13 protein-coding genes are annotated in these 14,753 nt (G+C 62.1%); 8 read left to right on the top strand and 5 right to left on the bottom strand.

The window, feature by feature from the left end; all coding sequences use genetic code 11:
* Positions 1-3: 3 nt before the first annotated feature.
* The gene (locus ACYP01_RS02720; RefSeq protein ID WP_030535267.1) at positions 4-1,539 is read right to left on the bottom strand and encodes a CYTH and CHAD domain-containing protein; all 1,536 of its coding nucleotides are present in this window, start codon (positions 1,537-1,539) and stop codon (positions 4-6) included.
* 75 nt (positions 1,540-1,614) lie between these two features.
* Positions 1,615-2,538 (bottom strand): pseudouridine synthase, encoded by a 924-nt coding sequence (locus ACYP01_RS02715; protein WP_080961213.1) that lies wholly within the window; start codon positions 2,536-2,538, stop codon positions 1,615-1,617.
* Between the two features lie 140 nt (positions 2,539-2,678).
* Here ACYP01_RS02715 and ACYP01_RS02710 point away from each other — a divergent pair, with 140 nt between their 5' ends.
* From ACYP01_RS02710 to ACYP01_RS02675, 8 genes are all read left to right on the top strand, one after another.
* Positions 2,679-4,706 carry a CocE/NonD family hydrolase gene (locus tag ACYP01_RS02710; protein ID WP_459678595.1) on the top strand — a complete coding sequence of 676 codons (2,028 nt, stop codon included), beginning with the start codon at positions 2,679-2,681 and terminating at the stop codon, positions 4,704-4,706.
* A 62-nt stretch (positions 4,707-4,768) separates the two neighbouring features.
* The gene (locus ACYP01_RS02705; RefSeq protein ID WP_459678592.1) at positions 4,769-6,013 is read left to right on the top strand and encodes a DUF6986 family protein; all 1,245 of its coding nucleotides are present in this window, start codon (positions 4,769-4,771) and stop codon (positions 6,011-6,013) included.
* A 3-nt stretch (positions 6,014-6,016) separates the two neighbouring features.
* On the top strand, positions 6,017-7,003 hold the full coding sequence (gene alc / locus ACYP01_RS02700) for an allantoicase (RefSeq protein ID WP_209447916.1): 987 nt from the start codon (positions 6,017-6,019) through the stop codon (positions 7,001-7,003).
* A 16-nt stretch (positions 7,004-7,019) separates the two neighbouring features.
* Complete coding sequence (gene puuE / locus ACYP01_RS02695; protein WP_003940421.1) at positions 7,020-7,949, top strand: allantoinase PuuE; 930 nt, start codon at positions 7,020-7,022, stop codon at positions 7,947-7,949.
* 169 nt (positions 7,950-8,118) lie between these two features.
* On the top strand, positions 8,119-9,030 hold the full coding sequence (locus tag ACYP01_RS02690; RefSeq protein ID WP_459678588.1) for an SDR family NAD(P)-dependent oxidoreductase: 912 nt from the start codon (positions 8,119-8,121) through the stop codon (positions 9,028-9,030).
* A gap of 1 nt (position 9,031) precedes the next feature.
* Positions 9,032-9,952 carry a ferritin-like domain-containing protein gene (locus ACYP01_RS02685; RefSeq protein ID WP_459678585.1) on the top strand — a complete coding sequence of 307 codons (921 nt, stop codon included), beginning with the start codon at positions 9,032-9,034 and terminating at the stop codon, positions 9,950-9,952.
* Positions 9,949-11,436 (top strand): flavin-containing monooxygenase, encoded by a 1,488-nt coding sequence (locus ACYP01_RS02680; RefSeq protein WP_007733920.1) that lies wholly within the window; start codon positions 9,949-9,951, stop codon positions 11,434-11,436. The genes ACYP01_RS02685 and ACYP01_RS02680 overlap by 4 nt, the downstream gene beginning before the upstream one ends.
* Positions 11,437-11,511: 75 nt before the next feature.
* Positions 11,512-12,264 carry a MerR family transcriptional regulator gene (locus ACYP01_RS02675; RefSeq protein ID WP_030535276.1) on the top strand — a complete coding sequence of 251 codons (753 nt, stop codon included), beginning with the start codon at positions 11,512-11,514 and terminating at the stop codon, positions 12,262-12,264.
* Between the two features lie 43 nt (positions 12,265-12,307).
* On the opposite strand, the gene ACYP01_RS02670 is transcribed toward ACYP01_RS02675, so the two are convergent.
* The 3 genes from ACYP01_RS02670 to ACYP01_RS02660 form a co-directional block, all read right to left on the bottom strand.
* Positions 12,308-13,063, bottom strand: coding sequence for a class I SAM-dependent methyltransferase (locus ACYP01_RS02670; protein WP_058037902.1), 756 nt, complete (start codon positions 13,061-13,063; stop codon positions 12,308-12,310).
* 82 nt (positions 13,064-13,145) lie between these two features.
* Positions 13,146-14,396, bottom strand: a complete 1,251-nt coding sequence (locus ACYP01_RS02665) for an MCE family protein (RefSeq protein ID WP_459678582.1) — start codon at positions 14,394-14,396, stop codon at positions 13,146-13,148.
* 88 nt (positions 14,397-14,484) lie between these two features.
* A partial coding sequence (locus ACYP01_RS02660) for a hypothetical protein (protein ID WP_459678579.1) occupies positions 14,485-14,753 on the bottom strand: 269 nt, incomplete at its 5' end.

The following is a 14,753-nucleotide window of genomic DNA, read 5'->3' as shown; positions in this document are numbered from 1 at the left end:
ACGTCACCAGAGTGACGATGCTGACTTCACGGCTTCCTTCCACGTCTTGCGTAGCAGGGTCGATTGCCCGTCGGCTATTTCCAGTTCTCGTCGGTAGGCCATGCCCAATCCGAAACTGGTGAGCGAGGTATGCTCCTGCTCGGCTGCCATTGCAAGTAGATGATGTTGGGCGACAACGGAATCCTGGTGCTCGCCGAGAACATCCTGGAAGTGGCTGAAATGCTTCAGTGCACGCTTCGCTCGGCTCTTCGACACGGGTTCCATGACCTCGATCGCGTACTTCATCCGCTTGGCTCCCTTGCGGGCGCGGTGCATTCGCTCGTCACGCTCGGTGCGGCTATCGGCATCGAAGACGTGATCGACCCGCTTACCGACCTTGTGTGCCAGGTGCCGCAGGGTATGGGCCAACTCTCGTGCCGATGCCTTCTTTCCGACGCGGTGGGTGGCGGTGTCGAATTCGAGGTCGCCGACGTACTCGTCGAGGCGATCGAGCAGCGTGGTGTATCGCTCGGAATCGAGCGCCTCGAGGGCTGTTTCCTGGGCGGTTTCACCACGTGCAGAGAAGAACTCGTCGATTCGAGCTCGCACAGCTTCTCGCTCGGGCATCTCGTCGATTTCGCCGAGGCGTTCCACAAGACGCTCCCACTGGACCTCGACGTCGCGGGCGTCACCGAACTTTCCACCGATCCACCGCAGATCCGTGATGAGATCGTCGGTCTTGGGGGAGTGGCCGGCGTACGACTGCAGAGCGCTGCGGATGCGACGTGCCGCAACCCGGAAGTCGTGAACGGCTTCGTCGTCGGCCCGACGCGTGCCGAGATCCGCGGCGACCAGTGCGCGCAATTGTTCGATGAGGTAATTACGCAACAAGATCCGCGGATTCGACGCCTTGCCCGAGGTGACCTCGTGACCGGCGTACGGTGTGACCGACGTGCCCAGTGCTCGTTTGAGTTTGGACGGACTCGCAGAGCGCTCCAGCCCGGCGTCCAGTAGAACCGACTCGATTGCATCGGCCAGCTCTTGCCCGCCTGCGCCTTGTTCGACCTCGACTTCCTGCCACGTCGACTCTCCGGAACCGTCTGCCTTGCAGGCGATGACGGTGTCGGAGACCACTTCGGCAAGCAGCACACCGTTTTCGCCGTTGAGCCTGGTGCGCTCCCGATCGGTGATGATCAGGGCGACCGGCACCAGATCGTGACCGCGAATGATCGCCCGGATCAGACTCGACAGCGGCGAGGGCACATCGGTGCTCTCGTCCGGGGGAAGTTGGATTTCGGTTCGAGCGTCCTGGCCTGCGGGAAGTTTCATGTGCCACCCCGCGTCGTCGCCACCCTCACGCTTGCGCAGCGTGATCTTCTCGGCCAGCAACCGGTAGTCGGCGGTGTCGAAGTAGGTGGCAGAGAGCTGTATCGAGTCGTGGACCGGTTCGCCGACAACACCGGGAAGTCCGCCCAAGGCGGGAACTTCCTGCTCGGCCGGCGCCTCGTACTTGCGCTCGATCTCCCGTACGGCTTCGGGTACGACGGCGGTCTTGCTCATCTGGTCTCCTCTTGCGGTGCGGTCTGCGCTTCCATCCTCCCGGTATCGGAGGCGCAGTGGAAGGGTCCGGGGTCCCTACGGCGAGTCGCCACGGCCTGATTCGTCCGGCCAGGACAGGGTCCGCCGACTTTCGAACCGTTGCAGCCGGCCGGTCTTCGGATCCTCGAACTCGAGAACCTTCGACAGCAGGCGCAGCGGGTTCGAATAATCTTCTGCGGCAACGTCGTAGAAGTCGGGATAGAAGTTGTCGCCGTGGATCGGGAGCCCGAGCGAGGTCATGTGCAGCCGAAGTTGATGGGTCTTGCCGGTATGGGGAGTCAACCGGTACCGCGCGAAGCCGTCTCGCGTTTCGATCAGTTCGATCCGCGACTCGCTGTTGGGTTCGCCCTCGATCTCCGCGGCCTTGAGCACGCCGCGTTCTTTCACGATGCGACTACGCACGACCACGGGGGTGCTCACCTGAGCGTCGTGACGCGCGATGGCCTCGTACTCCTTGGCGACGCGGCGCTCGGCGAACATGGTCTGGTAGTCGCGCCGGGCCGCCTGATGCACGGTGAACAGCAGCAGTCCCGCCGTGACGCGGTCGAGGCGATGCGCTGGACTCAGCTCCGGTAGTTCGAGGTCCCGACGCAAGCGGACCAACGCCGATTCGGCGATGTATCGCCCGCGCGGGGTGCTCGCCAGGAAATGCGGTTTGTCCACGACCAAGATGTTCTCGTCCCGGTAGAGGATGTCGATCTCGAACGGCACCCGCGTTTCGACGGGAGGGTCGCGGTACAGGTAGACGAACCGCCGGGGAGCAAAAGCGCTCGTCTCGGTGATTCCGACACCCTTCTCGTCGACGACCTCCCCGGCTGCGACTTTCTCCCGCAATCGGACGGCGTCCTGGGGAAACCGTTCGAGCAGATAGTCGAGCGTCGTCGCCCACATGCCGTCGTCTGGCTGACGGATGCGACTCGGGTTCAGGCCGTCGCGGACGGGAAGCGGTGATCGTGACACATCTTCAAAGCTAGCCGTCCGGTCGGCATTCAGACCTATTGACGACATATGGGACGGAAGTTACTATCCGGTAAGTTCGTGACACCGGTCACTGTCGTGGGGGCAGGGCTGGGTCATCACAACAGAAAATTGGAGTTTTCGTGAGGACACGACTTCTACGTCGAAGGTCGACAACGATTGCGGTGGGGCTGTGCGTCGTGGGATTGGCGGTGCCGAGCGCCGTCGCTTCTGCGGATCCGACGGGAGGGTCGGACGGGCAGGCCTGGCTCGCGGCAACGGAGGCGACGCCGCAGTATCCGGGGGTCTCGATCGAGTGGGACGTGCCCATCACGATGAGTGACGGCACAGTTCTGCAAGCGAATGTGTACCGACCGGCGGATGCATCCGGGCGGGCCGTGGAATCGAAGACGCCATCGGTCCTCAACATCACGCCGTACACGAAACTGCTGGACACACTGGTGGATTCAGCTCTGTCGATCCCGCAGGTCGGTGAGACGCTGATGGACGTTGCGAACTCGCTCGACCTCGCGGCGCCGTTCGACGGCGTGTCGGAGTTGACGGGCGTCATCGCCGGCGGAGGCGCCAGGGTTCTCGGCGTCAACCGTGATCTGGTCCAGAACGGATACACGCAGGTAGTGGTCGACGCACGTGGAACCGGCTTCTCCCAAGGTAATTGGGACGTGCTCGGTAAGCGCGAGCAACAGGATTCGGTCGAGGTCATCGACTGGATGAGCAAGCAGGGGTGGTCCGACGGGAAAGTAGGGATGGCGGGCATCTCGTACTCCGCGATCAACTCGGTGCAGGCGGCGAGCAACAATCCACCTGCACTGAAGGCGATCTTCCCGGTCGAACCTGGCAACGATCTGCTGCGCGACATCGTCGGAACCGGTGGCGGCCTCGGAGTCGGGTTCATGCCGTTGTGGTTGACCGCGGTCAACGGGCTCAAACTCATCCCGAACGTTCAGGACATCCTGCAAGGAAACTTCGATCCCCTGTGGTTGGCGAGCCGCCTCGAGGATCCGGGAACGCTGATTCCCGAACTGGTGCAAGCGATGACGGCTCAGAGAATCGAGGACGTGTCACCGTCGACTCTGCAAGTCGCGCAAGACGGGCAGTTCTATCAGGACCGAGCCGCTGACGTCGGCAACATCGCCGTTCCGACGATGGTCTACGGCGGTTGGCACGACATCTTCGCCAACAGTGAGCCGCGGATCTACAACGGAATCGATCTGCCGCCCGGGCAGAAGCAGTTGATCATGGGGAACGGCTATCACGTCACTCCCGGTGGAGGATTCGGCAAGGACGGTGCGCCGCCGCGCCTCGACGTGCTCGAACGTGCGTGGTTCGACAAGTGGCTCAAGGGCATCGACAACGGAATCGATCGTTACGGTCCGGTGACGATGTTCCAGCAAGGCGGCGGATGGATCACGGACGATCAGTTCCCGCGAGCCGGTGCGAGCTACGAACGTATGTATCTGAACTCTGCGCCCAGCGGTACTGCCGCCCACGCAGCGTACGACGGTTCGCTGACGAATGACCCGCCCAGTGCCGCAGCGCGATTGACAGTCGCACCAGGACTGCGAGGCTTCTGCTCCGGTGACGGAACTCAGGGAACTGCCGGGATCTCCGTGGTGCTCGGTGCGACGTGTTCCAAGGATTCCCGATTCCAGGAAGCGGAGGGCCTGACGTTCACCGGTGAGGCAGTGACGGAGCCGACCTCACTCTCGGGCCCGATCAACGTCCATCTCGAGACAGTCCTGGACGCGACGGACGGATTCTGGGCAGCGACGGTCAACGACGTAGCACCGGACGGAACATCGACACCGATCACGAACGGCGCTTTGACTGCGTCGCTGCGGGCAGTCGACGATTCGAAGAGCACTCGCTCGGCCAACGGTGACTACAGTGAACCGCACCACTATCTGACGATCGACACGCGTCAGCCGGTGGTTCCCGGTGAGGTCACCACCGTCGACATCAACATGCTCCCGACGGACGCAGTGCTGCAACCGGGGCACCGGCTCCGCGTCGACGTCTACGCTGCCAGCGTGCCGCGATACCTGGCGCTCGGCCCGATGCTCGCCGACAGCCAACTCAAACCGCAGCACATCGAGTTGGCTGCAGATCGGCCGAGCTTCGTCAACGTTCCGTTCGTCGGGGGCCGCTGACTCGGATTGGGTCGGCGGCGTGAGAACCTGCGGGCTCGCGGACGTTCTGAGAAGATCGTCCGATGACAGAATCCCGACTCTCCGCCGCCGTCCACGATCGTCTGGACGGACTTCTGGATCCGGTGGACGAGCGGCTCGCGGCGCAGTACCCGGGAAACCGTGACGAGATCCAACCCGTGCACACGATTTACGTCAGTGCCGCGGATGCAACCGTCGACACCCCTCGACTCTGGGGTGAGCAGGCGATCGCGCTTCTCGATTCCCATGCTCATGTGTTCGCCGATCTCGACACGGAGAATGCGCTCGCTGATGTGCGAGTTCAACTCGGCCGCAAGCCGGTCCAAGACTTTCGGATCGATTTCGAGGACGGGTACGGACGCCGCAGCGACGAAGAAGAAGACGATGCAGCGACGTCGGCCGGACAGACGCTTGCCGCGCTCAGCGCTGATCCTGCCGGGCCGAACTGGAGTGGCATCAGGTTCAAGGGGTTGCCGGCCGGTGAGCGTCGGCGCTCGATCAGGACGCTCGAGCTTGTGCTCGACGCGGCCGGCGGAGTGCCGGACGGATTTGTCTTCACCGTTCCCAAACTGCGCGCGGTGGAGCAGGTCACGGCGACGGTGTTGCTCTGCGAAGAGCTGGAGAAGGCGCACGGACTCGAGCTCGGTTCGCTTCGGTTCGAGTTGCAGATCGAGAGCCCGCAGGCGGTCATCGCGGCCGACGGAACGGTGGCAGTTGCTCAGGCCATCCATCGCGGTGCCGGTCGTCTGACCGGTTTGCATTACGGCACTTACGATTACAGTGCAGCTTGCGGAATTGCATCGCGTCATCAGTCGCTCGAACATCCGGTGGCAGACCACGCAAAGGCTGTCATGTTGGCTGCTGCCGCGCAGACCGGCGTCTGGGTGTGCGACGGGTCGACTCAGGTCGCGCCTGTCGGGAGCGCCACGGCGATCCGCGACGCGATCACTCGGCACCATCGCCTCGTCACGCGGTCCCTGGAACGCGGTTACTACCAGGGGTGGGACATGCACCCTGGGCATCTGGTCACCCGCTGGCTCGCCACGTTCGGCTTCTATCGCAACGCGCTCGGCGCCGCTGCCCCGCGCATCCAGTCGTACTTGGGGCGCCAAGGTGGCGAAGTGATGGACGAACCTGCAACCGCCCAGGCGCTCGCAGCGGTGGTACTGCGCGGGCTCGACGCGGGGGCTTATCCGGAATCCGAAGTTCTCCGACTCGCCCCGAGCGCCGACACCAACGCACTCCGTCACCTCGTAGGACGCACCACACCGATCACAGGAGAACACTGACCGATGAGCACCACCGAATTCACCTTGCTGCCCGATCTCGCACTGCGCACCCTCGGCGGAGCCGTCATCTGGGCGAACGACGAGGCGTTTGCCGAGCGTGAGGCCCTGATCCGCCCAGGCAAGGCCGGGTACCAGCCGGCGACGTTCGGTCACAAGGGGCAGGTGTACGACGGTTGGGAGACGCGTCGCCGCCGGGTGGCAGGCCATGACGAGGCGATCGTTCGACTCGGTGTTCCCGGAGTGGTGCGAGGCGTCGTGGTCGACACCGCGTGGTTCAAGGGCAATTACCCGCCCGAGATCTCGGTGGAAGCAATCTCGGTCGACGGGTATCCGGATCCCGCCGACCTGGCCGGATCCGGCGAGTGGACAACCATCGTCGAGCGCTCGACCGTGCACGGTGACTCGGAGAATCCGTTCTCGGTGGCGTCGGAGGAGCGGTGGACGCACGTCAAGCTGACCATTTACCCGGACGGCGGCGTGGCAAGATTCCGTGTTCACGGCGAAGCGCGGCCGGACCCGCGTTTCCTCGATGCCGGGCCGTTGGACCTCGCAGCACTCGAAAACGGTGGCCGCGTGACCGATTGCTCCAACATGTTCTACAGCTCACCGCAGAACATCCTGTTTCCCGGACGCGCTGCTTCGATGGGTGACGGGTGGGAGACCGCCAGGCGCCGCGACAACGGAAACGACTGGGTGCAAGTACAACTCGCAGGTGAAGGCGTACTGAGTTTCGTCGAGATCGACACCTCGTACTTCCTCGGAAACAGTCCAGGTGAGGGTGCTCTGACCGGGCGGACGTCGGAGGGGGAGTGGATCGAACTGTTGCCGCGCACGACGCTGCGTCCGGATACGCGCCATCGCTTTCCGATCGATTCCGAAGTCCCGGTCACCGATGTTCGTCTGGACATCTTCCCGGACGGTGGCCTGGCGCGGCTGAGAGTCTTCGGCGTACTCACCGACGCTGCTCGCGCTGTGATCTCCGGGCGCTGACGGTAAAGTTGTTGGCATGAGCGACTATCCGCGCGACGACTATCCCCGGGACATGGTGGGGTACGGCCCTCATCCGCCGCATCCGCACTGGCCCGGCGACGCGCGGATAGCGGTTCAGTTCGTGCTCAACTACGAAGAGGGAGCCGAGAACAACGTCCTGGACGGGGACGCGGCTTCGGAAACATTTCTGTCGGAAATGACTCCGGCAGAGGCATTTCCGAATCGACACATGAGCATGGAATCGCTGTACGAGTACGGCTCACGGGCCGGGTTGTGGCGTGTACTGCGAACCTTCGAGCGGCGAAACCTGCCTCTCACAGTCTTTGCGGTGGCGCGGGCGATGCAGCGGAACCCCGAAGCAGTCAGTGCTTTTCAGGAGTTGGGCCACGAGATCGCGTGCCACGGATTACGTTGGAAGTCTTACCAATCCGTGGACATCGAGCGCGAACGCGCAGACATGGCCGAGGCAGTGCAGATTCTGCGAGATCTGACGGGTTCGGCGCCCCTCGGTTGGTACACCGGGCGCGATTCACCGAACACCCGCGAATTGGTGGTCGAGCACGGCGGCTTCGTCTACGACTCCGATTCATACGCCGACGATCTGCCGTACTGGGTCGACGTTCCGCGTGGCGCAGAATCGGTGAAGCACCTGGTCGTTCCGTACACCCTTGACACCAACGACATGCGTTTCGCCTCTCCCGCAGGATTTCCCAGCGGTGATCAGTTCTTTGCGCACCTACGCGATGCCTTCGACGTGCTGTATGCGGAGGGGACGGCCGGATCGCCCAAGATGCTCTCGATCGGGTTGCACTGCCGCATAGTCGGCCGCCCTGCCCGTGCGGCCGCTCTCGAGCGATTTCTGGACCACGTGCAGTCACACGAGAAGGTCTGGATCGCGCGGCGCATCGACATCGCCGAGCATTGGAAGACCGCGCACCCCGTTTAGGTCACGGTCGGTCGACAAAAGACTTCGTTCGAGCAGTCCGGGTACTGGTTCGACTGCCGCGTATTCCGCCATCGAATTCTAGGCCATTGACAACTGGCACGGTTGTGGATGACTCTTTGGAGATGGAGAAACACACAGCAGTCGAAGCGTCTTCAAGGTGAGCCGACCGGTGCCGACCAGGAAAACGACCAAGAACCGCGGATCGAAGGTGTCCCACAATGCCCGCGCAGTGGTGACCGGCGCCGGCAGCGGAATCGGCCGTGCCTTTTCGTTGGAGTTGGCGCGCAGAGGCGGTGAGGTGATCTGCGCGGATATCTCGCTGGAACGGGCCAAGGAAACAGTGGCACTCATCGATGAGATCGGTGGTACCGCGCACGCCGTCAAATGCGATGTGTCAATTCGTGAGCAGGTTCAGGACCTGGCGTTGTTCGCGGAACTCGAACTTGCGGGTCCGCTTTCGTTGGTGATCAACAATGCCGGGGTGGGTATCGGTGGAAAACCGGTGGGCGAGATCGGTTTCGACGATTGGGAGTGGGCACTCGGGATCAATCTGTGGGGTGTCGTCCACGGCTGTGAGATATTTGCTCCACAACTGCGTGCGAGCGGCGCCGGGGGATTCATCAACGTGGCCTCGGCTGCTGGGTTTGCGGCTGCGCCGCTGATGGCGCCCTACAACGTCGGTAAAGCCGCCGTGATGTCGCTCTCGGAGACCTTGTCCGCTGAACTTGCCGGTACGGGAGTGCGGGTGACGGTGCTGTGTCCGACCTTCGTCAAGACAAATGTTGCTCTCGACGGCCGAATCACCGCGGAAGCAACACAATTGGCGCAAGCGTTGATGCGGCGAACCGGCTTTTCGCCGGAGTGCATCGCCGTCACCACTCTCGACGCCTACGACAAGGGTCGACTCTACGTGGTGCCGCAGTTCGATGCGAAGGTGATCTGGCGACTCAAACGGTATCTACCCGTTGCATACACGTGGGGCTGTGGAGTTCTCAATCGCTTTGCACCGAAACAGAAGTCGGGATCATCTGGAACTTCGGCGGCGCCGGAGACGAACTCGCCGAGCACGAAAGGAGCGTGACATGTCCTTCGATTTCGACGGCATGCTGCACAAGATCAAGGACCGCCAATGGGCTCTGGTGGACATCGACTGGGATGCTCCGGGCGCCGAGACGATCAGTCCAGAGCTTCATGCGAAGCTGAAACCGTTCATGTCGGACCTGATGTGGATCGAGAACGTCGGTGCCCGTGGCTTCGCTGCGATGGCTCTCAAGGCGCCGACTGAAACTCTCCGAGACATCTATCGGCATTTCCACGCCGAGGAACAGAAGCACGCCAACGCCGAACTCGCGCTGATGCGTCGTTGGGGAATGCTGGACGGCGACGAGATGCCCGAGCCCAACATCAACGTCAAGCTCGTCATCGACTGGCTGGACAAGCATTCCGACGGTTTGTCGCTCTCGATTCTCGGGACCGTCATACCGATGCTCGAGGTGGCGCTCGACGGAGCCCTGGTCAAGTTCATCATGGACGAGATCGAGGATCCGGTCTGTCAGGCTGTGTTCAAGAAGATCAATGCAGACGAGTCCAGGCATCTGGCGGTCGATTTTGCGGTGATCGAGATGCTCGGGAACTCGACGACGCGCAAGCTCGTTGTCGAAACCGTCGGCGCCTGGTTGAATCCGGCGTTGATCATCGGGACACTTCGCTACGTCCCGCTGCTGAACAAGATGCGCGACAACATCGTCGACATGGGAGTGAACGAGGAACGGCTCTACACCGCGATGAAGCGATTCAGGAACGTAGGCGAACGGAGTCCGGCCGCGCTCCGCGTCCCGATGTATCGGGTGGTGAAGTGGCACGGCAACATGGTCATCAATCGCAACCATCCCTACCATCTGCTTGCCGATCGGATGGTCAAGGTCACTGGCCGACTTTCCGGCAGCAGGCTCAATTCCGAGCCGACCTGGGCCAAGGAACTTACGTACGAGCCACTCGCATGAGTACTGCCGAGCCACTGTCAGTGGCGATCATCGGTGGAGGTTTCGCAGGAATCGGAGCGGCGATTCGGTTGAAGCAGAACGGTATCGAGGACTTCGTCGTTCTCGAACGCGGCACGGAGGTCGGCGGGACGTGGCGCGACAACACGTATCCGGGAGCTGCGTGCGACATTCCGTCCCGTCTGTACTCGTACAGTTTCGCCCCGAACCCGGACTGGTCGCACACCTACTCGGCCAGCGCGGAGATCCTCGGCTACATCCGAACGATGGTGAAAGAGTTCGGCCTCGAGCCGAAGATTCGGTTTCGGTGCAACGTCACGGGCGTCGAGTGGGACGAGCAGACAGGTGTCTGGGCGATCGCGCTCGAGGGCCGTGAAGCGGTCATTGCCCGGACCGTCGTCATGGCGTCCGGTCCGCTGGCGAACGTCAGCTTTCCCGCTGTTCCGGGTTTGGAGAGCTACGAAGGACACAAGATTCACAGTGCTCGCTGGGACCATGACTACGACTTCACCGACAAGCGGGTCGCAGTGATCGGAACTGGGGCCAGTGGCGTCCAGATCGTCCCTGAACTCGTGAAAACTGCACGATCAGTGAAGGTTTTCCAACGAACACCGGGATGGGCATTGCCGCGAGCAAACCTACGCACCCGATCTCGCACGAAGGATCTGTACCGTCGTCATCCGGTCGTCCAGACTCTGGCGCGTCGGGCTTGGTACTGGGGACACGAATCGGTAGCTCTCGGGGTGGTGTGGGAATCCCCGTTGACGAGGGTGGTGGAAACAGTCGGGCGTCTTCATCTGCGCATGCAGGTGAAGGACCCGTGGTTGCGGCGACAACTCACTCCCGACTTTCGGGCAGGGTGCAAGCGGTTGCTGATGACCAGCGAGTATTACCCGGCTCTCCAGCAAGACAATTGCACACTCGTGACCTGGCCGATCGCGAGATTGGCGCCACATGGCATTCGCACGGTCGAAGGGATCGAGCATCAATTCGACTGCATCGTCTTCGCCACCGGCTTCGACGTTTGCAAGACCGGAACACCGGTCCCGATCATCGGCCGGGACGGACGTGTGCTCGCTCAGGAGTGGAAATCCGGGGCGCGTGCGTACAAGAGCATTGCGGTATCCGGTTATCCCAACCTGTATTTCACCTTCGGACCCAACTCGGGTCCGGGGCACAGCTCCGCCCTTGTGTACATGGAAGCGCAACTCGACTATCTCGCCCAAGCGATCAAGATCGTTCTCGAGCGCGACCTCAAGGCACTCGATGTTCGTCAAGATGTCGAAGATGCGTACAACGTCGAGTTGCAGCGTCGGCTGTCGAAGACCACGTGGAACTCGGGATGTTCGAGTTGGTATCTCACCGACGAAGGATTCAATGCCACTATGTTTCCCGGTTTCGCGACCCAGTACGTGAACCAATTGAAATCGGTGGATCTTCGGGACTACACGAGCACGGTGCGTGAGAAAGACACCGCGCAGACCTGATCCCGGGTTCTGATCGGCCTGGTGTTGCCACTAAGTTGGAATCGTGACGACCGACGCGGCAGAGGAGACGAGGCGGTGACCGAGTACCGCATCGACGATCTAGCGCGCGCTGCGGGCACCACCTCGCGGAATGTACGGGCATATCAGGAACGTGGATTGCTTCCTCCGCCGGAGAAACGTGGGCGGGTAGGCATCTACGGCGACGCGCACCTCGAACGCCTCAAGCTGATCGACACGCTTCTTCAACGAGGTTTCACCACTGCGCATATCGACGACTTCATCACCGGGTGGGAAAGCGGGAAAGACCTGACAGAGGTGCTGGGTCTGCAGCACGCGGTCACCGAACCATGGTCCCGCAGCGACACCGTGAGTATCGAGATGGCCGTCGTACGCGAGTTTCTCGGGGGAGATGCAGATGGTCAACTGGATCGTCTCGTAGATCTCGGACTGGTACAGATCGAAGGAGAGAACTGCGTTTTCACCGATCCTGCTTTGCTCAGCGGATTTTCGAGTCTCCTCGACTACGGTTTCACTCTCGATCAACTGGTCGATGTGCACGAAAAGCTTCACAACGCTGTGGACGGGATCGCCAAAGACCTGATTCAGGCGGCGAAGGATCGCATCGTCGATCAGCACGGGGTCGGTTGGCTCCCGGAGGGCGACGAGGTTGCCGGAACAGCCGAGATGCTCCAGACGATGCGTGAACTCGGTGTGGCGTCGGTACATTCGGCACTGGCCCGGGCACTCGACGCGAACCTTCAGCGTGAACTCGGCGACTATCTTGCCGCTGCGATCGGCTCGCGGAGCGACGCCGACGAGTCCGACTAGCAGCATCGATCACGTTCGGGATGTGCGGCCCGTCGCGGTGCGCTCAGCTCTTGCGTGCCTCGATCAGGAATCGACTCGAGTGCGCGACAAAAGATCCGTCGCGACGGATCTGCTGATCGAGTTCGCGGAGCCGGTCCCGATACTGCGCGACGGTGAATCCCGGAACCATCCAGATCACCTTGCGTAAGAAGTAGACAACGGCGCCGATGTCGAAGAATTCCATGCGCAGACGCTCGAAGCGAAGGTCGACGAGGGTGAGCCCGGCCGCAATCGCGTCGGCAGTTTCGTCCTCGTGGTGCCGTCCGCGACGAGCCTGCGGCTGAGGACCGAGAAAGTACTCGACCAGTTCGAACACGCTGGCGTGACCCACATGTTGAGCGAAGTACGTTCCTCCCGGTTCGAGTACCCGCGCGATTTCGGTCCACCACACCGTCGCTGGGTGTCGGCTGGTCACGAGGTCGAAAGCCGAATCGGCGAACGGTAGCGGCGGCTCGTCCTGATCCGCGACCACCACCACACCTCGGGGACGCAGAAGGGCGGTGGCCTTGGCGATGTTCGGTGGCCAGGATTCGGTTGCAGCCATCACCGGCGGGAGTGACGGTGCAGCGGCGAGGACTTCGCCGCCGCCGGTCTGGATGTCCAATGCGGCGCCGGCGCGGCCGAGACGTTCACCCATCAGCCTCTGGTACCCCCACGACGGACGCTGCTCCGTGGCGCGTCCGTCGAGCCACGAGAAATCCCACCCGTCGACGGAGGCGGATTCCGCTTCGGCGACAAGTTCGTCGAAACCTCGTGACATGCTCTGTGACTCGCCTTCAGGCGTTCCTTCCGACATCACATCATCATCGTCGCGGAGGGTCGACGGTGCCAGTTGTTTACGGCTACTTCGGGGTGGCGCCGAGCATCGGTGCGAGTTGAGTGGCAATCGGGTTCAGGTTGAGCTTGTCCGGGTCCACCTTGGGCTTGCCGTCCCACGGTTGCGAGGTGTTCGGGTCGGCGAACGCGATGCGGTTGGCGCTACGAACTCCCGTTTCGCTGCCCTGAGGTGCCTGGCAGTTGGCGGCAGTGTTCAACGGGAAGTTCTGCGTCGTGTCGTCGAAGTTCGGGTCCTTGCGCTTCATCTCGTCGAGGATCGCCATGGTCCCTTCGTAACCGACGGTGCACGAGAGCGGGTTGTTGGTCTCGAGTACCAAGCCCAGATGTACTGTGCCGTCTCCCGGTGCAACGGTGGGCGCCGCCCCGGCGAGCGCAGGCAGGAAGAGCAGGAAGGGCTGCAGCGAGGGCAGTGTCGGTGCGGCTGCCGCTGCAACGGCGGAGAGGTTGGAGAGGTTGGTCGTGAGCGCGGGGCCGGCTTCGGTGACGAGAGAGCCGACTTGTTCGCTGGCCGGTATGCCGTTGTCGATCACGCGTCGGATGTCGGGGTCGCTGGTGCGCAATTGCGCCGTCAGTGCGTCGAGGTCGGTGCTGAACTGCTTGATCGCCGACGATTGATCGGACTGGGTCGTGAGTACCGTCTGGCTGTCGCGGATCAGTCCGAGGGTCTGGGGAAGGGTGTCGAGGCCCGACTGGGAAATCCCCGACAGCGAGTCGGCAAGTACCTGCAGATCTTCGCCCTTGCCGTTGAATGCCGCGCCGAGTTCCTTCGCGACGGTGTGGAGTGCGTCGACCGGAACGGAGTGCACCAGACCGTTGGCGCTGGTCAAGACGTTCTCGATGGGGATCGGCGTGGTGGTCTCGCCCACGGCGATCACCGAGCCGTCTTCGAGGAACGGGCCCTGGTCGGTATCGGGCTGAAGGTCGACGTACTGCTCACCGATGGCTGAGCGATTGGCCACCACGGCTCGCGCGGATGCGGGAATCTGTGGAGCACTGCTGTCGATCAACAGGTCGACTTCGATTCCGTCGGACGTGAGCGACATGTCACCGACGCGTCCGACGGGTACACCGCGATAGGTCACTTCGGCGTTGGTGAAGATGCCACCGGACGTCGCCAGTTCGGTTTTGACCGTGTATTGGCCGAATCCCAGAAGATTGTCCAGCCGTACGTATTTCGCTCCGACATAGATCAAGCCCAGGAGTGCAACCACGACGAGGGCGACCAGCTGCCATTTGGCGAGCTTCGACATCACCATGAGGTGACGACCCTGAACTGATGCGGTGTGTTCATGGTTCGACTCCCGAATGACAAGCCGGGTACGGCTGGTGTTGAGCGAATTGTGTTCACCCACGGACGTTCTGAGGTGAACCGAAAACTTCCGGCAATTCGTTGTTGGCGATAACTATAAACAAGTCGTCACAGATAGAAAGTCGGCGTTGAGATTTCCGCAGGTCGTCGAAACGTAAGTGTCGCAGCTCACTTCGAATGCTTCGATGTGATGCAGACGGCTTTCGGTCCGGATCGGGCTTGACTTGGCCAAACATATCCATAAAAGTAGATGCGTTCCGGTTGTCGTGCAGAGGGGTGTGGTCCATGGATGCTTTGGCGATCT

The sequence above is a fragment of the Rhodococcus sp. no. 34 genome, assembly GCF_054589475.1.
This window is presented reverse-complemented; position numbering and strand designations above follow the sequence as displayed.